The organism is Streptomyces hundungensis (genome assembly GCF_003627815.1).
GTDB classification, from domain to species: domain Bacteria; phylum Actinomycetota; class Actinomycetes; order Streptomycetales; family Streptomycetaceae; genus Streptomyces; species Streptomyces hundungensis_A.
In genome coordinates, this window is record NZ_CP032698.1 from 4,162,292 (window position 1) to 4,184,526 (window position 22,235).

General features: G+C 71.2%; 18 protein-coding genes, 4 tRNA genes and 1 other RNA gene. 12 read left to right on the forward strand and 11 right to left on the reverse strand.

Annotation, left to right across the window (positions count from 1 at the left end; genetic code table 11):
* Positions 1–10: 10 nt before the first annotated feature.
* The 4 genes from DWB77_RS18540 to purS all read right to left on the reverse strand — a co-directional run bounded on the left by DWB77_RS18540 (position 11) and on the right by purS (position 4,438).
* On the reverse strand, positions 11–808 hold the full coding sequence (locus tag DWB77_RS18540; RefSeq protein WP_120722305.1) for a maleylpyruvate isomerase family mycothiol-dependent enzyme: 798 nt from the start codon (positions 806–808) through the stop codon (positions 11–13).
* Positions 809–1,203: 395 nt separating this feature from the next.
* Positions 1,204–3,456: a phosphoribosylformylglycinamidine synthase subunit PurL gene (purL, locus tag DWB77_RS18545; protein ID WP_120722306.1), complete on the reverse strand. Its 2,253-nt coding sequence runs from the start codon at positions 3,454–3,456 to the stop codon at positions 1,204–1,206.
* Positions 3,453–4,127, reverse strand: a complete 675-nt coding sequence (gene purQ, locus DWB77_RS18550) for a phosphoribosylformylglycinamidine synthase subunit PurQ (protein ID WP_120727950.1) — start codon at positions 4,125–4,127, stop codon at positions 3,453–3,455. The genes purL and purQ overlap by 4 nt, the downstream gene beginning before the upstream one ends.
* Before the next feature lie 56 nt (positions 4,128–4,183).
* Positions 4,184–4,438: a phosphoribosylformylglycinamidine synthase subunit PurS gene (purS, locus tag DWB77_RS18555; protein WP_120722307.1), complete on the reverse strand. Its 255-nt coding sequence runs from the start codon at positions 4,436–4,438 to the stop codon at positions 4,184–4,186.
* Between the two features lie 321 nt (positions 4,439–4,759).
* Here purS and DWB77_RS18560 point away from each other — a divergent pair, with 321 nt between their 5' ends.
* From DWB77_RS18560 to DWB77_RS18595, 8 genes are all read left to right on the forward strand, one after another.
* Positions 4,760–5,077 carry a histone-like nucleoid-structuring protein Lsr2 gene (locus DWB77_RS18560; RefSeq protein ID WP_120722308.1) on the forward strand — a complete coding sequence of 106 codons (318 nt, stop codon included), beginning with the start codon at positions 4,760–4,762 and terminating at the stop codon, positions 5,075–5,077.
* Positions 5,078–5,200: 123 nt separating this feature from the next.
* Positions 5,201–5,272: transfer RNA gene (locus DWB77_RS18565), tRNA-Gly, on the forward strand.
* 78 nt (positions 5,273–5,350) lie between these two features.
* Positions 5,351–5,423 (forward strand) — tRNA-Gly (locus DWB77_RS18570).
* A 143-nt stretch (positions 5,424–5,566) separates the two neighbouring features.
* Positions 5,567–6,511 carry an ABC transporter ATP-binding protein gene (locus DWB77_RS18575; RefSeq protein WP_120722309.1) on the forward strand — a complete coding sequence of 315 codons (945 nt, stop codon included), beginning with the start codon at positions 5,567–5,569 and terminating at the stop codon, positions 6,509–6,511.
* Positions 6,508–7,326: an ABC transporter permease gene (locus tag DWB77_RS18580; protein ID WP_120722310.1), complete on the forward strand. Its 819-nt coding sequence runs from the start codon at positions 6,508–6,510 to the stop codon at positions 7,324–7,326. The genes DWB77_RS18575 and DWB77_RS18580 overlap by 4 nt, the downstream gene beginning before the upstream one ends.
* Before the next feature lie 20 nt (positions 7,327–7,346).
* The gene (locus tag DWB77_RS18585; protein ID WP_120722311.1) at positions 7,347–8,561 is read left to right on the forward strand and encodes a sensor histidine kinase; all 1,215 of its coding nucleotides are present in this window, start codon (positions 7,347–7,349) and stop codon (positions 8,559–8,561) included.
* On the forward strand, positions 8,558–9,169 hold the full coding sequence (locus DWB77_RS18590; protein WP_120722312.1) for a response regulator transcription factor: 612 nt from the start codon (positions 8,558–8,560) through the stop codon (positions 9,167–9,169). The genes DWB77_RS18585 and DWB77_RS18590 overlap by 4 nt, the downstream gene beginning before the upstream one ends.
* Before the next feature lie 22 nt (positions 9,170–9,191).
* Positions 9,192–9,264, forward strand: a tRNA-Gly gene (locus DWB77_RS18595).
* A 136-nt stretch (positions 9,265–9,400) separates the two neighbouring features.
* Here DWB77_RS18595 and DWB77_RS18600 read toward each other — a convergent pair.
* The 6 genes from DWB77_RS18600 to ffs form a co-directional block, all read right to left on the reverse strand.
* A complete protein-coding gene (locus DWB77_RS18600) occupies positions 9,401–10,300 on the reverse strand; it encodes a phosphoribosylaminoimidazolesuccinocarboxamide synthase (protein ID WP_120722313.1) in 900 nt (299 codons plus the stop codon).
* Between the two features lie 142 nt (positions 10,301–10,442).
* Positions 10,443–11,945 (reverse strand): N,N-dimethylformamidase beta subunit family domain-containing protein, encoded by a 1,503-nt coding sequence (locus DWB77_RS18605; RefSeq protein ID WP_120722314.1) that lies wholly within the window; start codon positions 11,943–11,945, stop codon positions 10,443–10,445.
* 706 nt (positions 11,946–12,651) lie between these two features.
* Positions 12,652–14,316 (reverse strand): hypothetical protein, encoded by a 1,665-nt coding sequence (locus DWB77_RS18610; RefSeq protein ID WP_120722315.1) that lies wholly within the window; start codon positions 14,314–14,316, stop codon positions 12,652–12,654.
* A 417-nt stretch (positions 14,317–14,733) separates the two neighbouring features.
* Entirely contained in the window at positions 14,734–15,990 is a 1,257-nt protein-coding gene (gene purD, locus DWB77_RS18615) for a phosphoribosylamine--glycine ligase (protein WP_120722316.1), read from the reverse strand.
* 58 nt (positions 15,991–16,048) lie between these two features.
* Positions 16,049–18,415, reverse strand: coding sequence for a DNA polymerase III subunit gamma and tau (locus DWB77_RS18620; RefSeq protein WP_120722317.1), 2,367 nt, complete (start codon positions 18,413–18,415; stop codon positions 16,049–16,051).
* Between the two features lie 137 nt (positions 18,416–18,552).
* An RNA gene (gene ffs, locus DWB77_RS18625) (signal recognition particle sRNA small type) lies at positions 18,553–18,651 on the reverse strand.
* 71 nt (positions 18,652–18,722) lie between these two features.
* On the opposite strand from ffs, the gene DWB77_RS18630 reads away from it, so the two are divergent.
* The 4 genes from DWB77_RS18630 to DWB77_RS18640 all read left to right on the forward strand — a co-directional run bounded on the left by DWB77_RS18630 (position 18,723) and on the right by DWB77_RS18640 (position 21,457).
* Positions 18,723–18,810: transfer RNA gene (locus DWB77_RS18630), tRNA-Ser, on the forward strand.
* Between the two features lie 891 nt (positions 18,811–19,701).
* The gene (locus DWB77_RS37855) at positions 19,702–20,529 is read left to right on the forward strand and encodes a hypothetical protein (protein WP_162952556.1); all 828 of its coding nucleotides are present in this window, start codon (positions 19,702–19,704) and stop codon (positions 20,527–20,529) included.
* Positions 20,530–20,822: 293 nt separating this feature from the next.
* Positions 20,823–21,038: a type II toxin-antitoxin system VapB family antitoxin gene (locus DWB77_RS18635; RefSeq protein WP_120722318.1), complete on the forward strand. Its 216-nt coding sequence runs from the start codon at positions 20,823–20,825 to the stop codon at positions 21,036–21,038.
* Positions 21,035–21,457: a PIN domain nuclease gene (locus DWB77_RS18640; protein WP_120722319.1), complete on the forward strand. Its 423-nt coding sequence runs from the start codon at positions 21,035–21,037 to the stop codon at positions 21,455–21,457. The genes DWB77_RS18635 and DWB77_RS18640 overlap by 4 nt, the downstream gene beginning before the upstream one ends.
* 63 nt (positions 21,458–21,520) lie before the next feature.
* Here DWB77_RS18640 and DWB77_RS18645 read toward each other — a convergent pair whose 3' ends face one another.
* Positions 21,521–22,042, reverse strand: a complete 522-nt coding sequence (locus DWB77_RS18645) for a response regulator (RefSeq protein ID WP_120722320.1) — start codon at positions 22,040–22,042, stop codon at positions 21,521–21,523.
* Positions 22,043–22,235 lie beyond the last annotated feature (193 nt).

Consider the following 22,235-nt stretch of genomic DNA (forward strand, 5'->3'; position numbering starts at 1 on the left):
CGGGCTCCGCCTACGCCATCACCGGCAGCACCGCCGACAGGTCCGCCCGCTCTCCGCTCGCCGCGACCCTCGCCCCGTCGAGCGCCTCGGCCCAGCCCGTGCGGCCGGTGGCGAGGCGGATCCAGGTGAGCGGGTCGGTCTCCACGACGTTCGGCGGGGTGCCCCGGGTGTGCTTGGGGCCGGCCACGCACTGCACCACCGCGTACGGCGGGATCCGCACCTCGACCGAGCCGCCCGGCGCCTTGAGGGCGAGCGCGTCGGCGAGCAGCCGGGTGCAGGCGGCGAGCGCCTCACGGTCGTGGGGGACGGCGAGTTCGGGCAGCGCGTCGTTCAAGTCGGCGGTGTGGACGGTGAGTTCGACGGTCCGGGTGACCAGGACGTCGGCGAAGCTCATCGCGCCGAACCGGGTCGGCATGAGGCGGTCGTCCGCGGTGGTCGCCAGGAGTTCGGCGGTGCGGGCGGCCCGCTGCTCGAAGAGCGCGTCCAGATCGGGGGTCGATGCCGCCAACTCCCTTGTCTGGTCGTCGACTTGGCCGGACACGGCGGCCGTGCGGAACGGCCAGTCGAGCAGCGCGACCTCCTGCTTGAGCGGCTCCGCCTCGGCGAGGTAGCGGTCCAGCATGCCGAGCGCCATGGTGTGGTGCGCGACGAGTTCGCGCACCGTCCAGTCGCCGAGCCGGGTGGGCCGGGCCAGCTGCTCGGGCGTCAGCGTACGCACGGCCTCGTGCACGTGGGCGAACTGGGCGAGGACGGCGGCCCGGATCTTCGCCGGGTCGTACCTGCGGGTGCGCTTCTTGGCCGGGGGCATGAACCGAGCCTACGCCGGGCCGGGGCGCCGCCCCAGACCCCGTATCGCGCCTTAAGGGCGCTCGTCCTCAAACGCCGGACGGGCTGAAAATGCCCATGCAGGCCGGCACCGAGTAGCTAGGGGCGCGGGGAACTGCGCGACCAGCCACCCACGGTCCGCAGGATCGAGCGGGTTTAGGGGCGCGGGGAACTGCGCGACCAGCCACCCACGGTCCGCAGGATCGAGCGGGTTTAGGGGCGCGGGGAACTGCGCGACCAGCCACGCACGGTCCGCAGCGTGAAAGGGGACGGCGGCGGGGGGGTTCCCCGCGAACGCGTCGCCGCCTGCACGCACTTCGGCCCCGCACCCCCTCAACAGGGGTACGGGGCCGAGGAGTTGGCGCGTACGGCCGGACCTCAGTGGGCCAGCAGTGCGGGGATGGTCGCCTCGTGGGCCGTGCGCAGCTCGGCGAGGCCCAGGCTGAACTCGCCCTGGACCTCGATGGCTTCGCCGTCCACGACACCGATCCGGGTGGCCGGAAGGCCGCGCGCCCCGCACATGTCGGTGAAGCGCAGCTCCTCCGAGCGCGGCACGGACACGACCGCGCGGCCCGCCGACTCGCTGAACAGGAAGGTGAAGGCATCCAGGCCGTCCGGGACGACCAGGCGCGCGCCGTTGCCGCCCTTGAGGCAGGACTCGGTCACGGCCTGGATCAGACCGCCGTCGGACAGGTCGTGCGCGGCGTCGATCATGCCGTCGCGCGAACCCGAGATGAGGATCTCGCCGAGCAGCTTCTCGCGGTCCAGGTCCACCCGGGGCGGCAGCCCGCCGAGGTGGTCGTGGATGACCTCGGACCAGGCCGAGCCGCCGAACTCCTCGCGGGTGTCACCGAGGAGGTAGAGCAGCTGCCCCTGCTCGGCGAAGGCGATCGGGGTGCGCCGGTTCACGTCGTCGATCACGCCGAGCACCGCGACCACCGGGGTCGGGTGGATGGCCGTCTCGCCGGTCTGGTTGTAGAGCGAGACGTTGCCGCCGGTCACCGGGGTGCCGAGCTGGAGGCAGCCGTCCGCCAGACCACGGGTGGCCTCGGCGAACTGCCACATCACGTCCGGGTCCTCGGGGGAGCCGAAGTTCAGGCAGTCCGAGATGGCCAGGGGCTTCGCGCCGGAGGCCGCCACATTGCGGTACGCCTCGGCGAGCGCGAGCTGGGCCCCGGTGTAGGGGTCGAGCTTGGCGTAGCGGCCATTGCCGTCGGTCGCCATGGCCACGCCCAGGTTCGACTCCTCGTCGATCCGGACCATGCCGGCGTCCTCGGGCATCGCGAGCACCGTGTTGCCCTGCACGAAACGGTCGTACTGGTCGGTGATCCACGCCTTGGAGGCCTGGTTCGGGGAGGCGACCAGCTTCAGGACCTGGTCCTTGAGCTCGGCGCCGGACTGCGGACGCGGCAGCTTGCCCGCGTCGTCGGCCTGGAGCGCGTCCTGCCAGGAGGGGCGGGCGAACGGGCGGTGGTAGACCGGGCCCTCGTGGGCGACGGTGCGCGGCGGCACGTCGACGATCTGCTCGCCGTGCCAGAAGATCTCCAGCTGGGAGCCCTCGGTCACCTCACCGATGACGGTGGCGATGACGTCCCACTTCTCGCAGATCTCCAGGAAGCGGTCGACGTGCTGCGGCTCGACGACCGCGCACATGCGTTCCTGCGACTCGCTCATGAGGATCTCCTCGGGCGAGAGCGAGGAGTCGCGCAGCGGCACGGTGTCCAGCTCGACGCGCATGCCGCCCGAACCGGCACTGGCCAGCTCGGAGGTGGCACACGACAGGCCCGCGCCACCGAGGTCCTGGATGCCCGCGACGAGCTTCTCCTTGAAGATCTCCAGGGTGCACTCGATGAGGAGCTTCTCCTGGAACGGGTCACCGACCTGGACGGCGGGGCGCTTGGCCGGGCCGGTCGACTCGAAGGTCTCCGAGGCCAGCACCGAAACACCGCCGATGCCGTCGCCACCCGTGCGGGCGCCGTACAGGATGACCTTGTTGCCCGGGCCCGAGGCCTGGGCGAGGTGGATGTCCTCGTGCTTCATCACGCCGATGCAGCCGGCGTTGACCAGCGGGTTGCCCTGGTAGCAGGCGTCGAAGACCACCTCGCCGCCGATGTTGGGCAGCCCGAGGCAGTTGCCGTAGCCGCCGATGCCCGCGACGACGCCCGGCAGGACGCGCCGGGTGTCGGGGTGGTCGGCCGCGCCGAAGCGCAGCGGGTCCACGACGGCGACCGGGCGGGCGCCCATGGCGAGGATGTCGCGGACGATGCCGCCGATGCCGGTGGCCGCGCCCTGGTAGGGCTCGATGTAGCTGGGGTGGTTGTGCGACTCGACCTTGAAGGTGACCGCGTACCCCTGGCCGACGTCGACGACGCCCGCGTTCTCGCCGATGCCGACGAGCATCGCGTCGTTCTCGGGGGCCTTCTCGCCGAACTGCGCCAGGTGGACCTTGCTGCTCTTGTACGAGCAGTGCTCGGACCACATGACCGAGTACATGGCGAGCTCGGCGCCGGTCGGGCGGCGGCCGAGGATCTCCCGGATCCGCGCGTACTCGTCCTCCTTGAGGCCGAGCTCCTTCCAGGGCTGCTCGACGTCCGGGGTCTCGGCGGCGTGCGCAACAGTGTCGAGAGTCATGCGTTGACCAGCTTCTTCAGGATCGAGGTGAAGAATCCGAGGCCGTCGGTACGGCCCGTACCGATCAGCGGCTCCACGGCGTGCTCGGGGTGCGGCATCAGACCGACGACGTTGCCGGCGGCATTGGTGATGCCGGCGATGTCACGGAGCGAGCCGTTGGGGTTGCCGTCGAGGTAGCGGAACGCGACCCGGCCCTCGGCCTCCAGCTCGTCCAGCGTGCGCTCGTCGGCGACGTAACGGCCGTCCATGTTCTTGAGCGGGACCCGGATCTCCTGGCCCGTCTCGTAGTCGGCGGTCCAGGCGGTCTCCGCGTTCTCCACCCGCAGCCTCTGCTCACGGCAGATGAAGTGCAGGTGGTTGTTGCGGAGCATGGCGCCCGGCAGCAGGTGCGACTCGGTGAGGATCTGGAAGCCGTTGCAGATCCCGAGGACCGGCATACCGGCCCTGGCCTGCTCGATGACCGTCTCCATCACCGGCGAGAACCGGGAGATGGCCCCGGCCCGCAGGTAGTCGCCGTAGGAGAACCCGCCGGCGAGGACGATCGCGTCGACCTGGTGGAGGTCCTTGTCGCGGTGCCACAGGGAGACCGGCTCGGCCCCCGCGATGCGCACGGCCCGCAGACTGTCCCGGTCGTCGAGCGTGCCGGGGAAGGTGACAACGCCGATTCGGATGTTGCGCAGGCCCGAAGGGCCTTCGGGCAGGGCGGCGGTGGGAGACGGGAGGGCAGTCACTTGGACTGCTCCTCGACCTTGACGGTGAAGTCTTCGATGACGGTGTTGGCGAGGAAGGTCTCGGCCATCTCGTGGATACGGGCGAGGGCGGCCTCATCGACCGGCCCGTCCACTTCCAGCTCGAAACGCTTTCCCTGACGTACGTCGCCGATCCCCTCGAAGCCGAGACGGGGCAGTGCGCGCTGCACCGCCTGTCCCTGCGGGTCGAGGATTTCCGGCTTGAGCATGACGTCGACTACGACGCGTGCCACTGGCACTCCCGGTGTGGTGTGGTGCGAAGGCGGTTCCCTCAGAGTACCCGCCCGAAAAATCTACGCGGGTAGATATCGGTAACGCCTGATCACGTTCCGGTTTCGGCGACGACAACACGTGGGAAAAATCCCGAGAAAAAGTCGACGAAGTCATTGCGTGGAGACACGCTGATGCAATTGGCTGGGCTTCACATTGCAATGGGTACCGCTGTACAAAGGAATCCCAGCGAAAACAACATTGCTCCATAACAGCCGCAAGGCCGGTATCGCCGCACGTCAGGCATGTGAGGGCGGCGACACCTCAGGAAGGAACCGATATCCGTGGCTCAGCGCGTAGTGGTCACACTCTCCGATGACATCGACGGCGGAGAAGCGGCGGAAACGGTCACGTTCGGCCTGGACGGAAAGGTCTACGAGATCGACCTCAATCCCGCCAATGCAAAGAAACTGCGCAAGGCGCTCGCGCCTTACGTGACGGCGGGCCGCAAGCACACGAAGTCCGGCAGGACCTACCGGCACACCGCCGTCGCCCCCGACCCGGCGGCCGTCCGCGCCTGGGCACGCTCCAACAAGATGGACGTACCCGCCAGGGGCCGGATCCCGAAGAAGGTCTACGAGGCCTTCGCCGAGGCGAGCTGACCCGGTGTCCGGGGCGGCCCTGCGCCCGCCCCGGACACCGGAGTTGCACGACCCCCCCGCTGATCAGCTAGAGTCTGGAGCACGCCGAGGGGCAAGGCCGAAAGGCCCGGTCCACCGGAGCGTGCGGGTGTAGTTCAGTAGTAGAACACCCCCCTTCCAGGGGGGAGGCGCAGTGTGCAATTCCTGTCACCCGCTCTGCATCGCCTACCGGTCCCTCTTGTGGATCAGGTAGAGTGATGCTCGCGCCGCCCAGTGAGAGCTGGTCGGAGGCATGCGGACGTGGCTCAGTTGGTAGAGCATCACCTTGCCAAGGTGAGGGTCGCGAGTTCGAATCTCGTCGTCCGCTCAGGAAGCACGAAGGCCCCGGTTCATCGAACCGGGGCCTTCGTCATGTGCCCGGCCGCTCGCCCCGGACCAACTGACATTTGTCATGGCCGGCGATGACAGCGCGCACTGCCCCGGCCGCCGTTCCCGCGGAACGCTGACGTCATGGCAGGAACAGCAGATGTGATCGAGGTCGAGGAGCTGCGGCGGACCTACGCCGGGGGCTTCGAGGCCGTTTCCGGAATCTCCTTCTCCGTGGCGCGCGGCGAACTCTTCGCGCTGCTCGGCACCAACGGCGCGGGCAAGACCTCCACCGTCGAACTCCTCGAAGGTCTCGCCCCGCCCAGCGGCGGCACCGTCCGGGTGCTCGGGCACGACCCGTACACCGAACGGGCCGCCGTCCGCCCCCGTACCGGCGTGATGCTCCAGGAGGGCGGCTTCCCCGCCGAGCTGACCGTCGCCGAGACCGTCCGGATGTGGGCGGGGTGCACCAGCGGGGCCCGCCCGGTCGCCGAGGCGCTCGAACTGGTCGACCTCGCCCGGCGTTCCCAGGTGCGGGTCAAGCAGCTCTCCGGCGGCGAGAAGCGCCGGCTCGACCTGGCGCTCGCCCTGCTCGCCCGGCCCGAGGTGCTCTTCCTCGACGAGCCGACCACCGGCCTGGACGCCGAAGGGCGGCGCGCCACCTGGGAGTTGGTGCGGGCGCTGCGCGACGGCGGCACCACCGTCCTGCTGACCACCCACTACCTGGAGGAGGCCGAGGCGCTCGCCGAACGGCTCGCGATCCTGCACGAGGGACGGATCGCGGCGAGCGGCCGTGTCGATGAAGTCGTCGCCGCCCAGCCCTCGCACATCTCCTTCGATCTGCCCGACGGCTACCACCTGGGCGACCTGCCGCCGCTCGACCGGCTCGGCGTCGTCGGCCACGAGACGGCCGGGCGGACCGTACGGCTGAAGACCGACAAGCTCCAACTCGCCGCCACCGGGCTGCTGTTGTGGGCCAGGGACAGCGACGTCGAGCTGCGGGGGCTCGATGTGCGCTCGGCCTCGCTCGAAGAGGCCTTCTTGAAGATCGCGCAGGAGCAGCACGGGGAAGCGGAGACGGTTCGATGAGCACCACACTGGACGCCGTACGCGGCCCGGCCCGGGCCAAGGAGCGCGCACTCACCTCCTCGGCGGACCGCATGAAGGCGCTGGCGCGCGCCGAACTGACCCTGCTCGGCCGCAACAAGTCCGCCCTGTTCACCATGTTCGTGCTGCCGACCATGCTCACCTGCTCCATGCGCCCCGCCGTCCGGGGCATGGACCTGGAGCACGCCGGGCTCACCGTCGGAACGCTGCTGCTGCCCGGCGCGCTCGGCTATGTGCTGCTGTTCGCGGTGTACTCGACGCTGAGCGCCGTCTACGTCGTACGCCGTGAGGAACTCGTCCTCAAGCGGCTGCGCACCGGGGAACTGCGGGACCTGGAGATCCTGGCGGGGGCCGCGCTGCCCATGGTCCTCATCGGGCTCGGGCAGTCCCTGCTGCTCGCGGTGGGCTGCTCGGTCCTGATGGACGTCCCGGTGCCGGGCACGGTGTGGCTCGCGGCCGTCGGGCTGCTGCTCGGCATGGGCCTGATGGGCGCACTCGCCGCGGCGACCGCGGCGCTCACCAAGTCCGCGGAGGCCGCCCAGGTCGCGGTGTTGCCGCTGATGATGCTGTCCATCCTCGGCTCGGGCATGGTCGTCCCGCTCGACGTGCTGCCCGACCGCCTCGCCTCCGTCTGCGAACTGCTGCCGCTGACCCCGGTCATCGGCCTGATCAGGGACGGCTGGACCGGCGGCGCCGGCGCCGGGGAGGTGCTGCGCGAGCTGCTCGTCATGGTTGTCTGGACGCTCATCGCGGTGCTGGTCGTGCGCAAGCGCTTCCGGTGGGAGCCGCGGCGCTGAGACGAGGGGGCGACGGCGTGATGGGCCGGATACGGGCGTGGCATCAACGCCACTGGCGGGACCGCAGCAGGGTCGAGAAGGTCGAAGTGCAGAGCCGGTTGATCTGGCAGTGCACGACGTGGTTCTTCTTCCTCAGCTGGGAAGTGCCGTTCGTCGTGCAGGGGTTGCGGCACGCGCCCCTGCCGCTCGCCCTGGCCGTCGCGGCCCTCGCCACGGGCGCGGCCCAGGCCTTCCAGGGCATCCGCTCGCACCGGGGCGCGCTGGACCAGTACTTGGGGCGCGGCGATGCGCCGCGCGGCCCGCTCCTGGTGTCCTGCGCGCTGTGCCTGACCTCCCTCGCCCTGGTCGCCGCGCTGTACGCCGCGCACGGCCTGAAGCTCACCGACCTCGTCCTGATCGTGCTCTACGTCGTGATGCCGTTCGGGATGACGTACAGCACCCTCACCCCGCCGTGGCCGTTCCTGTGGCGGTTCGCCCTGCTCGCACTGCCGACCGTGGCCGTGTTCGCGGCGGTCGGGGTGCGCGGCGGCCACCTGCTCGCCCTGGCGCTCGTGGTCGCCCTCTCCGGCACGTACATCCTGCTGATGGCGCGCTGCGGCGCCTGGACGCTGTCGGTGATGTGGGAGTCCGACCGGGCCCGCGAGACCGAGGCGCGCCTGGCCGTCGCCGAGGAACGGCTGCGCTTCGGACGGGACATGCACGACGTGCTCGGCCGCAACCTCGCCGTCATCGCGCTCAAGGCCGAACTCGCCGTCCAGCTCGCCCAGCGCGGCCGGCCCGAGGCGGTGGCCCAGATGGTGGAGGTGCAGCGCATCGCCCAGGAATCACAGAAAGAGGTACGGGACGTGGTGCGCGGCTATCGCGAGGCGGACCTCGGCGTCGAGATCGAGGGCGCCCGAGGGGTGTTGCGGGCGGCCGGGATCGGCTGCCGGTACGCGGGCCCGGACGACGCGCTCACCGTCGAGGCGCAGTCGGCGCTCGGCTGGGTGGTGCGCGAGGCCACCACCAACGTGCTGCGGCACGGGGACGCCCGCAGTGTGGCGATCACCCTCGCGGTCGCCGAGGCCACCGCGACCCTGGTCGTCGAGAACGACGGCGTACCGGAGCGGCCCCACGGCGCCCCCGGCTCCGGCCTCGCGGGCCTGCGCGAGCGGCTGGCCGCGCTCGGCGGGACCCTGGAGGCCGGCCCGGTGGGAGACGGACTGTTCCGGCTGACCGCGGAGGTGCCCCGGTGAACCGCGTACGGGTGCTGCTCGCCGACGACGAGCACCTGATCCGGGGCGCGCTCGCCGCCCTGCTCGGTCTGGAGGACGACCTGGAGGTGGTCGCCGAGGCCGCGTCCGGCCCCGAGGCGCTCGCCATGGCGCGGGCCCACCGGCCCGATGTGGCGGTCCTCGATCTGGAGATGCCGGGCGCGGACGGTGTGACGGTGGCCACAACCCTGCGGACCGAACTGCCCTCCTGCCGGACCATGATCGTGACCGGGCACGGCCGCCCCGGCCACCTCAAACGGGCGCTCTCGGCGGGGGTGCGCGGCTTCGTGCCCAAGACGGTGAGCGCCCAGCGGCTCGCCGAGATCATCCGGACCGTACACGCCGGAAACCGTTATGTGGACCCGGAGTTGGCGGCCGACGCGATCTCGGCCGGGGACTCGCCGCTGACCGCCCGGGAGGCCGAGGTGCTCGGGTTCGCGGCCGACGGGGCGCCCGTCGCGGAGATCGCCGAGCGGGCCGCGCTGTCCCAGGGGACGGTCCGCAACTACCTGTCGTCGGCCGCCGCCAAGCTGGGTGCGGGCAACCGTCACACGGCGGTCCGTCTCGCCCGCGAGCGCGGTTGGGTATAGTGGTGTCCGCGCCACGGCGCATGCGAACGTAGCTCAGCTGGTAGAGCACCACCTTGCCAAGGTGGATGTCGCGAGTTCGAACCTCGTCGTTCGCTCAACGGAGGAAGCCCCCGGTCATCGGCCGGGGGCTTCTTCGTGTCGTCGTCGCGGCCACGGCGGGCGTTACCGCGGCCGGGGCCCGCGCGGCCCGGGTGAGGGACGCGCGGCCCCCGGACGGGGGCGAGGGCGGGCTCAGGCCCAGCGGACGCCGGTGAGCTGCTCGTACGCCTCGACGTACTTGGCCCGGGTCGCGTCCACCACGTGCTGCGGCAGCGCCGGCGGGGGCTGCTCGCTCGTGCGGTCCCAGCCGGACTCGGGCGAGGTCAGCCAGTCACGGACGTACTGCTTGTCGTAGGACGGCTGGTCGCGGCCCGGCTCCCAGCTGTCGGCCGGCCAGAAGCGCGACGAGTCGGGGGTGAGCACCTCGTCGGCGATGACGAGCTCCTCGCCCGCGAAGCCGAACTCGAACTTGGTGTCCGCGAGGATGATGCCCCGCTCGCGCGCGATGTCACGGGCCCTGCCGTACACGGCGAGGGTGGTCTGGCGCAGCAGCGCGGCGGTCTCCGCGCCGACCTGGCGGGCCACCTCCTCGTAGCTGACGTTCTCGTCGTGGTCGCCGACGGCGGCCTTGGTGGCGGGGGTGAAGATCGGCGCGGGCAGCTCGGAGCCGTTGTCGAGCCCCTCGGGCAGCGCGAGGCCGCACACCGTACGGGAGGCGTTGTACTCGACGAGGCCGGAGCCCGCGAGGTAGCCCCGGGCCACGCACTCCACCGGGACCATCGCCAGGGACTTGCACACCAGGGTGCGGCCCGCCCAGTCGGCGGGGGCGCCGGCCGGGACCTCGCTGGAGATGACGTGATGGGGGACGAGGTCGGCGAGCAGGTCGAACCACCACAGGGAGAGCTGGGTCAGCACCCGGCCCTTGTCGGGGATCTCGGTGGGCAGCACCCAGTCGTACGCGGACAGCCGGTCGCTGGCGACCATGACCAGGTCGCCGGCCTCGTTCTGATAGAGGTCACGCACCTTGCCCGTGTGGAGGTGGGTCAGGCCCGGCACCTCAAGCGGCTCGGGCTTTTCTACGAATCCGGACACGGTTCCTCCGCGTAGGTTGATCCAGGAGCGTTCCGATTCTCTCGCATCCGGCCGGGTACGGCGGTCGCGGGTCGGGCGGGGGCCTGCCGGTGCGCCGACGGGGTGCGGCGGGGCGGGCATGGCCCGGTCGGCGGGGGCGGGGTCAGTCGCGTTTGCAGATGCGGTCGAGGAGGTTGGCCGTGGCCCGCTGGACGCGGGGGTCCACATGGCCGGGCCGGTCCAGCGCCGGGGACCAGGCGAAGGTGCCCGAGGCGAAGACGAGCGCGCCCGACGGCGCCCGGTACAGGGACGTCTCCTGGTGGCGGAGGTTCTGCTCGCCGTCCCGGTACGGGGAGTGGGCGAGCAGGATGCGGTCCTGGTGCTCGGGCAGGGCGGTACGCGGGTAGTAGCGGTCCGCCTCGCCTGCGACCAGGCCCTCGATCTCCTCGCCGTCACTGGCCCCGGTCGCCTCCCACAGCCAGTGGTCCGCGTTGCGTACGACCAGGGGGTGCGGCTCGGGGACGCGGCCCGCGTACTGGATGCCCAGGAGCTGCTGCTCGGGCCGGGCCACCTCGCGCCACAGGGCCGGCCGGCCGGGCCCGCGCCGCTTGCGGCAGGTCAGCAGGCGGTCCGGCACACCGGACGGCGAGGGCCCCAACTCCACTTGCCAGTAAAGGGAGTTGGCGGACAGGAAGACCAGCGAGGTGCCGCCGTCGCGGGCCAGCTCGACCGCGCGGCGCATGGGGGCCGACCAGTACTCGTCGTGACCGGGGAAGACCAGGCCCCGGTAGCGGGTGGGGTCGATGCGGCCGGCGTGCAGATCGCGGGCGTCGGCGTAGGCGAGGTCGTAGCCGTAGCGCTCGGCCCAGCGGATGAAGTCATAGGCGTGGCCCACATGAAGCGGCAGGCCCGCGCCCGCGTACGGCCGGTCGAAGGAGACGGTGATCGCCGCGTCCTCCTCGCCGAGCAGCCGGCCCTCCTCGTCCCAGGCGTGGTAGAGGCTCGCGCCGGTGCGGCCGTCCTCCGGGTAGAGGTTGTACGCCTGCCAGGTGATGTCGGGCAGCAGCAGGAGCAGATCGGCCGGATGGTCGTCGCGGACCGTGAAGGGGATGTGCGAACGGTAGCCGTCGGCGGTGGTGAGCACGGCGACATGGGCGCCGATCGAGGCGTGCGCGGGGACCTGGTAGCGCCAGGACTGCCACCAGTGGTGGCAGGAGACGGTCCGGTCGGCGGTCAGCGGCGGCGGCTGGACGATGCCGGAGAGGCGGGGGCTGGTGGCGATCTTCGCGGCTCCGTCGCCGCCGTAGTGCCCGATCCGGTAGACGTCGACGGTGAACTGCTGCGGGGGGTCCACGGTGATGTGGAAGTCGATCGCCTCGCCGGGCGCGACGCCTCCGCTGGAGGCGAACCCCTTGATCTGCTGACCCACGTCGTCCGCGGTGCGCGGGCCGGTGACGTGGGCGGTGGTGCGGGCGGTGGTGCGGGGGGTGTCGCGCTGGGCCGGGACGTGGTCCACGTACCAGGGCACCACGTGGCCGGTGTCGTCGAAGTAGTGCTCACTGCCGCGCAGCCAGGGCAGCGGGCCCTGGCCGAAGGGGTCCGAGACGGCGTGCGCGAGGGCACCGGACTCCCAGCGCCGGATGTGTTCCGACCGTTCCACCCCCATGTCACTGCCCTCCCTCGATCCCCCGTGACAACAGATGACGCGACCGTGGTGCGCGGTCTGTCCGCGACCGGTCCCCAGCACATCACATAACGCACGCACTCCGTCACCGTTCGTCGCGAATTGACGTTAACGGGAATTCACCGTTCCGGGTGGGTCGGGGGGCGGCCCCGGCCCCTTTGCCCACCCACCCGCCCGTGCAGGGGGTTGGATGGCCCCGGCCCTGGGGCTCCGCCCCAGACCCCGAGCCGCTTTGCCCACCCACCCGCCCGTGACGGGGGTTGGACAGCCCAGGCCCCTGGGGCTCCGCCCCAGACCCCGTTCGCGCCTTAAGGGCGCTCGTCCTCAATCGCCGGACAGGCTGAGGTGCTGGCCAGCACCGAGTAGCTAAGGGGCGCGGGGAACTGCGCGACCAGCCACCTGCGGCCCGCAGACGAAAACGGTTTTTGGGGGCGCGGGGAACTGCGCAACCTGCCCCGTCCGGGGCCGCACCGGTTCTGCCAGGGGCGCGGGGAACTGCGCGAGAAGCGACCACGACCCGCAGATTCGAGAGGGTTTAGGGGCGCGGGGAACTGCGCAAAACGCGGGCACGGTCCGCAGACGAAGGTCGGCCGGCTCGGCCGGAGCGGGTCGGTCGGCCGCGCCGGAGCGGGGTGGGCCCGGCACGCCGGAGCCGGGGGCCCGGCACGTCGGAGTGGGGCGGGGCCGGTTAGACCAGGCGTAGGGGCTTTTCGGGGCGGACGCCCACCGCCGCCAACCAGCCACGCAGACCGTCCGCATCCCCGTCCTCGACCAGCGCAAGCACCGGCGACGCCAAATCCGAACGGCGGACCTCGTCGACGAGCAGCGAGGGGCCGTCCAGCCAGTCCAGCCCGGGCAGCGCCCCCGCCGTGTCGACCGCGGCGCAGCACACCATCGCCGTCACATGGTCGGCGAGCAGTTCCCTGCCGGTGCGCGGCGGCTGGAGCGGGAAGAGCGGCACCCCGTCACCCCAGGACTCGGGCCCGGGCGGGAGCGGCGCGGACGCGGCCTCCTCGTCGGCCACCTCCGCCGCGATCCGGGCGGACAGCCGCTCCGCGGCCTCGCCGTCCGACGCGGTGAGGTGGTCGATGACCCGGGCCAGGGTGGGCGCCGCGGACTCCGCGCCGCCCCCCTCCTCCAGCGCGTCCAGGACCCGGTGCAGCCGGGCCGCCTCGGTGCGCCACTTGCGGTCGACGACTTCCTCCGGATACGCGGCCCAGTCCACCGGCGCCCAGTCGGGGCCGGGCTCGGCGGGGCCGCCGTGGAACAGCCGGGCGGCGAGCAGCGACGTCGCCTCGTCGGCGATCCCGGGCTCCTCCAGGAGGTCGCAGGCCGGCCGCTCGCCGAGCCGCGTGGTGAACCCCTCGGCCAGCCGGTCGCGCCGGGACAGCTCGGTGAGCGCCGAGACCACTCCCGCGTCCAGCCGGGAGGGCCAGCGCCCCATCCGCCAGGCGGGAAGCGCGACCCGGGTCAGCAGCCGGTCCCAGCCCGCGTAGGCGAGCCCGACCTGTTCCTGCGCGACGATGCGTACCCCGTAGTCCACCGCCTGGGCGCGCTCGGACGCGGCGACCGCGACCCCGCGCTCCATCTCGGCGGCATGCACCCGGCACCCGCGCAGGAGCAGCCGGGCGATCGATCCGACGAAGCCGAGCGCGAGCCGCCGCACCGGGTCGAGGCCGGGGCGTGCGGCCACGCCGACCGCCGCGTCCAGACCCCGGACGAAGCGGCGGGCGGCCGCTATGTCCGGGTGCGCGGAAGGGCCCGTACCGGCGACGACCGGGGCGAGGATCGCGCGCAGCTCTCCGACGCGCATCCACCACATGAAGGGCGAGCCGATGACCAGGACCGGAGCGGTCGATACCCGCCGGGCGCGAGCCGTCCCCGCGCCCGCGCGGCGTATGAAGCGCGCGGGCAGCGCCCCGCGGCCGGCGGTGTGCGCCGGATGCGTACGGTCCTCCAGCCAGCTGTCGCAGTCGGGAGTGAGGGCTATCGCCGAGGGCGGGGGCACATCGAGCCGCTCCGCCAGGTCCCTGACCAGGCGGTACAGATCGGGGGCGGCCGACTCGGCGAGGTCCACCGTCGGGGAAAGGGCCGGTCTGGCCCGGGCGATGACGGCCGCGACGGCGGCCGCGAGCAGCAGCACGAGCAGCGCGGCGGCGGTGACCGACCAGCGCGCGGTGTGCCAGGCACTGCCTTCGATACGGCCCTGCGCGGCGGCGACGATCAGCACGACGGCGACAGCCGCCGGCAGCAGAGCCACGGCCAGCGCCCTGCTACGGATGCGCAGCACGGCGAGAGCCCGCGAGCGCGCGTGCAGCGCGCCCGCCTCTCCACCCATTCCGGTACCGGACACGGCCGGACTTCACCCCCTCTGCCCTGCGGCGGCGTTGCTCACTCCCCCACTGTGGCACCCGCCACTGACATCGCAATGCCGGTGGGCCAAGTGCCGGAACGCCTCCGCCGCACCCTAGTTGGGGCTTGGGCGAGAGTCATCCGGATGGGCCAGCCGTCACTCGATGGAATGGCTTTGGGCAAAGGTGCGGGTGTTCCGGTGCGGGTTGCGGGTGCGCACGCGGGGCCGGGGGCCGGGTGCGCTCGCGGGGTCGGGCGGCCGGCGCGCACGCCGGGCCGGGGGCCGGGTGCCCTCGCCGGGCCGGGGCTGGTGGCTTCGCGGGTTCCGGGCAGGGGGCTTGGCTCGTTCGGGGCGGGCGGGGAGAACGCGAGGGCCCCGGCGCGCGTGCGGCCGGGGCCCCGGGAAGCGTGGTGCGGGTCAGCCCTGCGTGCGGGCCGCCTCGCGGGCGATGTCGGTGCGGTGCTGCGAGCCGTCGAGCCGGATCCGGCCGACCGCCGCGTACGCGCGCTCCCGGGCCTGGGCGAGGTCCTCGCCGGTCGCGGTGACCGACAGGACCCGGCCGCCCGCGCTGACCACGGCGTCGCCGTCCCGCCGGGTCCCGGCGTGCAGGACGTACGCGGTGGGCTCGTCCTGCGCCGCGACGTCCGCCAAGCCCTCGATGGGGTCGCCGGTGCGCGGGGTCGCGGGGTAGTTGTGCGAGGCGATGACCACGGTGACGGCCGCGTCGTCGCGCCAGGCGAGCGGCGGCTGTACGTCGAGGGTGCCGTTGGCCGAGTGGAACAGGACGCCCGCGAGCGGGGTCCTGAGGCGGGCCAGCACGACCTGCGTCTCGGGGTCGCCGAACCGCGCGTTGAACTCGATGACCCGCACCCCGCGCGAGGTGATCGCGAGGCCCGCGTACAGCAGTCCGGAGAACGGGGTGCCCCGGCGGCGCAGCTCGTCGACGGTGGGCTGGAGCACGCTCTCCATGACCTCGTCGACCAGCTTCGGGTCGGCCCACGGAAGCGGCGAATAGGCGCCCATACCACCGGTGTTGGGGCCCTCGTCGCCGTCGAGCGCGCGCTTGAAGTCCTGCGCGGGCTGGAGCGGGAGGACGGTGACGCCGTCGGTGATCGCGAAGAGCGAGACTTCGGGGCCGTCGAGGAACTCCTCGATGACGACGCGGTCGCAGGCCAGCGCGTGCTCCCGGGCGGCGGCGAGGTCGTCCGTCACGACGACGCCCTTGCCGGCCGCGAGACCGTCGTCCTTCACCACGTACGGAGCCCCGAAGGCGTCCAGCGCCGCGTCGATCTCCTCGGGGGTGGTGCAGACGTAGGAGCGGGCGGTCGGCACGTTCGCCGCCGCCATCACGTCCTTGGCGAACGCCTTGGAGCCCTCCAGCAGGGCGGCCTCCCGGGAGGGGCCGAAGCAGGGGATCCCCTCGGCCCGTACGGCGTCGGCGACCCCGGCGACCAGGGGCGCCTCGGGTCCGACGACCACCAGGTCACTGCCGAGCTCGACGGCGAGGCGGGCGACCGCTCCACCGTCCAGCTGGTCGACCGGGTGGAGCTCGGCGACCTCCGCGATCCCGGCGTTGCCGGGGGCGCAGTGCAGCGCCGTCACGTCGGGGTCGAGGGACAGGGAACGGCACAGGGCGTGCTCACGGGCACCGCCGCCGATGACAAGGACCTTCACGGCAGCCAGCCTAACCGCCGCGATGGCTTGATCTTTGTGCGGGCCACCCAGTGGACCGTCAGCCCTCGTTCGTATATTCCTCCACCACGGTGGCCCCGAGCTCGCGCACGATCAGGTCGTGGCCGGACAGCGCGTTGTCCACCAGATCCGGGTCGTCGTCCTCCGGAACGTCGTCCTCCGGCCGGACCGGCGGCGGAGGCTCCTCATGGCGTACGGGAGCGGCGCCCCGGGGCGGCTGCTGGACCTGCGGTACGGGGGCGGGGCTGGCCGAGGTCGCGGAGCTCGGAGGCTGCGCGGAGGCCTGCGCCTGGTGCTGTTGGTGTTGCTGGTGCGGCTGGTGCTGCTGCACGGGCGGCGCGGGGGGCCGGGGCGCGGCACCCCCGAAGTTGCCTGCGGCGGGCGGGGGTTGGACACCGCCCGACGGGTCGATGATCGCCTCGACCTTCCACTGCACCCCGAACCGCTCGGAGAGCACGGAGCGCAGCACGTCCTCACTGCCGCTGCTCGCGAAGTTGTCGCGGGCCCCGGCGTTGATGAACCCGAGCTGCACGGTGGTGCCGTCGAAGCCGGCCACCTGCGCGTTCTGGCTGAGCAGGATCCAGGTGAAGCGCCGCTTGTTCTTGACGGCCTCCAGGATGTCCGGCCACATGGACCGCACCTGCATGGCATTGCCCTGAGCACCGCCGGACGCGGGGGCCTGCGCGGCCGGGGCGGGGGCAGCCTCGGGTGCGGCCGCCGGTGTGGCCGAGGACCCGGCCGAGGACGCAGCCGAGGGCCAGGCTCCGGCGGAGGGGGTCGGAGTCGGGGCGGGGGCCGGGGTCGGGGCGGCGGCCGACGCACCGGGCCAGGCGCCGGCCCGCTGGCCGCCTCCCTGCCCGGGCGAGGCAGCCGAAGGCCAGGTCCCGGCGGGGCTCTGCTGCGCGGGCTGACCGAAAGCCTGACCAGACTGCGCGGGCTGTCCGGGCTGAGCCGCTTGGGCCGGAGCGGGTTGCGGCGCGACGGGCCGGCTCGGCGCGGCCGGCGCCTGCTGGGCGGGCTGCGGCATGGGCGGCTGCGGCGCCGGGGGCTGCTGCATGGGCGGACCGGAAGGCGCGGCGCCCCCCGAGTGGGCGGGCCCGGCAACCGGCGCCGCCCCTCCCGCCCCACCACCCCGCACCGCGGCCCGAGCCGCCTCGGGCCCGCCGGGACCACCCTGCATCGGCGCATGTGCCTCGGGCCCGGGCATGTACCCCATGGCGGGGCCGCCGACGGGCGCCGCCTGGAAGTGGGCGCCGCGCTCAAGGCGGTCGATACGGGCCTGGAGCGAGCGCTCGTCGTCATAGGCGGCGGGCAGCAGCACCCGGGCACAGATCAGTTCGAGCTGGAGCCGGGGCGAGGTGGCCCCGCGCATCTCGGTGAGCCCGGTGTTGACGAGGTCGGCGGCGCGGCTCAGCTCGGCCGCGCCGAAGACGGAGGCCTGCGCCTGCATGCGCTCGACGACATCCGCGGGGGCGTCGATGAGCCCCTTCTCCCCCGCGTCGGGGACGGCGGCCAGGATGACGAGGTCCCGCAGCCGCTCCAGGAGGTCGGCGACGAAGCGGCGCGGGTCGTTGCCGCCCTCGATGACACGGTCGACCACCTCGAAGGCGGCCGCCCCGTCCCCGGCGGCGAACGCGTCCACCACCGAGTCGAGCAGCGAACCGTCGGTGTAACCGAGCAGGGCGGTGGCCATGGCGTACGTCACACCGTCGTCGGCGGCGCCGGCGAGCAGCTGGTCCATGACGGACATCGAGTCACGCACGGACCCGGCGCCGGCCCGCACCACGAGCGGCAGCACCCCGTCCTCGATGGGAATGCCCTCCTGCCCACAGACCTCGCCCAGGTACTCCCGCAGCGTGCCGGGCGGCACGAGCCGGAACGGATAGTGGTGCGTACGCGACCGGATCGTCCCGATGACCTTCTCGGGCTCGGTGGTGGCGAAGATGAACTTGAGGTGCTCCGGCGGCTCCTCGACGACCTTCAGCAGGGCGTTGAAGCCGGCCGAGGTCACCATGTGCGCCTCGTCGATGATGTAGATCTTGTACCGGCTGGATGCGGGGCCGAAGAAGGCCTTCTCGCGCAGCTCACGGGCGTCGTCCACGCCACCGTGCGACGCGGCGTCGATCTCGATCACGTCGATGGAGCCCGGCCCGTTGCGCGCGAGGTCCCGGCAGGACTGGCACTCCCCGCACGGGGTGGGCGTCGGCCCCTGCTCGCAGTTCAGACAGCGGGCGAGGATACGGGCGCTGGTCGTCTTGCCACAGCCCCGCGGCCCGCTGAACAGGTACGCGTGATTGACCCGGTTGTTCCGCAGCGCCTGCTGCAACGGGTCGGTGACATGCTCCTGCCCGATGACCTCGGCGAACGACTCGGGGCGGTAGCGGCGGTACAGCGCAAGGGACGACACGCATACGAGGTTATCGGGGCCCACTGACAACCGGCCCCGCCGACGACCCACCCGCCCCGCCCGGGCCCGCCACACAGGCGGCCGCATAGGGGGCCACACAGGGGATCGAGGCCCGGATCGAGGCCTCCGACCCCACAAAATCAAGCGCCCCCCACGCACCCGCCAGAGCCGACCTACCCTTGCTGCCTTCCGGCCCTGGGGGAGTTCAGTCAGATAGCGCCACGTGAGGGGCTCCGCACAGGGTACCCGATCCCTGACGTGGGAACGAGTTCGCGAGCACCCCCCAACGTCTTGTATTGTTTGCCGCGGAGGATTCGCCTAGTGGCCTAGGGCGCACGCTTGGAAAGCGTGTTGGGGGCAACCCCTCACGAGTTCGAATCTCGTATCCTCCGCCATTGCTCTCACCGGGCAATACGTCGAAGGGCCCCGCAGTTCGCTGCGGGGCCCTTCGGCGTTCATGGTGGCAGTGGCCGTCCGCATGCCCGGAGCAACACAGATCCCCGGCTCCTCCGCCGCCGGGCGCGCTCTGCCTCGACGGCGGCCGCCTCGCCGCCGTGAGTGCCGGCGCACCGAGCTTCAGGCCGACGGGGCTCGCGACTACGCCTTGTGCTGCCGAAGCTGCCAGAGCTCACCATCCCCCGCCTCGTACGCCGGATCAACGCCGGCATCCAGAGCCGCGCGACCAGCCGAATCGCCAACCTGGACACGGACAATCGCCGGAAGTCACGGGGGACTCGGCGCAAGTGGAGGCGCCGATCCAGCGATTGAGGCTCGTTGGCGCCTGCGGGAGGTACCCCCCGCACGGGACTCACGCTCCCGAGGCCTGCCAGGAGACTCGATCCGCGGCCTCGGTCTACACCGGGGCCACGGCGCGGGCCCTCCTCTCGGCTCAATCGACTCCAAGGCCCCGCAGAGACCTCACTTGCGACGCCACACGCGGCCCCAAGCACCCGGGGTCTCTGTCGCAGACTGAGCGCCGCCTGCCGAATACCGGCCCCGCCCCATCATTGGCACCGTCAAACATTCTTCACTCAATGGGGCCGAATCCAAGCAGGATTCCCCCAAGGCACCCCTGCCGTAGCCCACGATTTCCCCAGACCTGCCCGCCCTACATGATGGGGAAAATTATGCGCGATGTCTTCGCTCTCATCTCTGAAGCAATTACACGCGACTTCAGAGGAGAGCCCATCTGTGCACACGTCGGCGATGTACGAGCGTGCACAATCAAGAGCCATCCCCCATATAAGGTACTGCGCAAGACAGTTCGCTTGGGACGATCCAGATCCGTGAAAAGCCTGCGCCTGTGGGAGTCGGTAGTAACGCTGGCGAGAGAGGGGGAGCCGCAGGAGCGAGAGAAATGGTTGATGATCCTACTTGATCTACTGACGCTACATTTTCGGGGATGGTCGAAGGAGCTGGCGCAACAGTGGAGTTACGACCTCTCGGACATCAGGTCCGCGATGGTGCACGGCGCCCTCGAGGAATGGTTTTCCGCGCCGACTGGCACGCCCTCGAATAAACTCCTGGACGCCATGATGGCTCGTGCGTTCGCCAGCGCTCGCGCCCTGGTAGAAGCCGGCAGATCGGAAACATGTGCGGTAAGTGTGGAGGACCTCATGGCTGACGCCGCATATGAAGAAGGATCCACGCTACGTGCAGCTTCGATCCTTGACGCCAGCACGATGCTGAATCCAGATTCCGACGAAAGGATTCGCGGTGAGCGCACGGGAGCCCTGTTGCAAAGCATGGGAGTCATGGACCACGTCAAAACCTTTCACGCGAAACTGCGCAGCGGTTGCCGTGACGAGGTAGACGCTTCCGCCATTAGCCCGGAACAGTTGGGGCGATCATGGGTGGACGGGAGGAACCTTTACTATCAATTCTCCGACCTCCTCCCCACTCATCTCGGATTCCGCAAAGCGGCCGATGCCGCTGGCCTCTCAGAATCGCAGGCATCAAGAAAGTCCAATGCGGGTTCATTATCCTTCAGGGTACTCTGGAACGGCAATAGTCGAGTTGTACCGGTAAAATCGCTGATGCGTGCCACAGGCGTTCACGACTCTGTAGTGCATCCCGATGATGTGGAGAATGGAGCTTCACATGTCGGCGGATAACAGGCAACCGACGAACCGCTAACGCTGCACTCCCCACGTGAGCCCTGAGTGGCAATCCATCATTAGCCGGTAGGTGGAGTACTGCAACGAGGGATATTGGACTGGTGGCGCAGCCACAGCCCCCTCCCCCTTCCGCCCGTCAGCGGTGTGGGCCGCGCCCACTCGCGTGAAGGTCAGGGTCCCGGCGTACCAGTTGCCAGAGACGTCTTGACCACCAAGGACGGGATGCACCCACTCTCCGGAGGTATCCCGTGAGATATACTTGGTTGCATCTTTGATACCAAGGAGGCCACATGAGTCGGACGGTTATCGACCTCGACGACGACCTGGTCGCGGAAGTGTCCAAAGCGCTCGGGACGAGCACCAAGAAGGAGACCGTCAACACCGCTCTTCGCGAGGTACTGGACGGCCGGCGTCGCGCGCTCGCCCTCACCCGGCTGCGGGCGGCCTCCAGCGAGGGCGCCTTCGACCTGGACCTGCTCGAAGACAAGAGGAACTACCGCAGGTGAACGCGGCTCAGTTCCTGATCGACACCAGCGCGCTCGCGCGGTTCATGCGGGGGGACTCGGACCAGTACGGCTGGGACCAAGCCGCCGCAGCGGGTCTCATCGCGACCTGCCCGATCACCGAGCTTGAGTTCTTCTACAGCGCCCGGTCGGCTGCCGACCGGGCACGCGGCATCGAGGACATGCGGCTGATCTTCGGCTGGGTCCCCGTGGACGACCGGGCCTATGACCGCGCCTGGCGCGTACAAGAGGCTCTCACCAAGCAGGGGAAGCACCGAAGTGCCGGAGCGGTCGATCTCGTCGTCGCCGCGACAGCCGAGTTGCAAGGGCTCACCCTGCTCCATCGCGATCATGACTTCGAGTGCATCGCCGCAGTGACGGGCCAAGCCCTCCAGTGGTACGGCCCGGAGCACGGCAAGTAGGACGGTGGTGCTTGCTACCCCGGACGCGTGTCAGCCACAGAACACTTCGCACGACGAGGCGGCTCAGCGCGGTGGGTCCTCGGGCTGGTGGGGGATGCGGATGGTTTCCGTGGGGCGGAGTTGGCGGCGTCTGGTGGGGAGTGGGGTCGGCTCGGCGGGGTGGGTGCGGGGGCCCCGTTGGCGGGGGGCGGGGCCGGTCAGGAGGGTGCTCGTGCGGTACAGGTACTGCACCTTGATCCGCAGCGCCCACGGGTCGATGGGCTTGATCAGGTAGTCGGCCACGCCCAAGTGCAGGGCCTGGGCGGCGATTTCGTTGTCGTGGCCCCTGCCGGTCACCAGGATGACGGGGATCAGCCGGGTCTGGGTCAGGCGGCTCAGATAACGGGCGACGTCCAGGCCGCTCACGCCGGGCATCACCACGTCGAGGACCGCGACCCCTATCCCCCCGTGCAGCGCGGCCTTGAGGGCGGCGTCCCCGCTGGTCGCGAGCTCCAGGGGATAGCCGAGCGGCGCGAGGATGCTCTCCATGGCGAACAGGTTGTCCTCATGGTCGTCGACCAGTAGCACCTTCATGTCCGCGGACATGGCCCCATCACCTTCATTCGGGAGCGCCGGATAGGCATATGCCCGTTCGCGGCGGCTCGTACGCAGTCGGGGAGCACCACTGTGGTGTCACTGTGGTGTGCATGTGGGGGATGCACATGTGGCATGCGGGGGCCGGATCGGTCCGCACATGGTCTTCGGCTGGCTTGTGTGGACCGAATTCTCGCACCGGGCG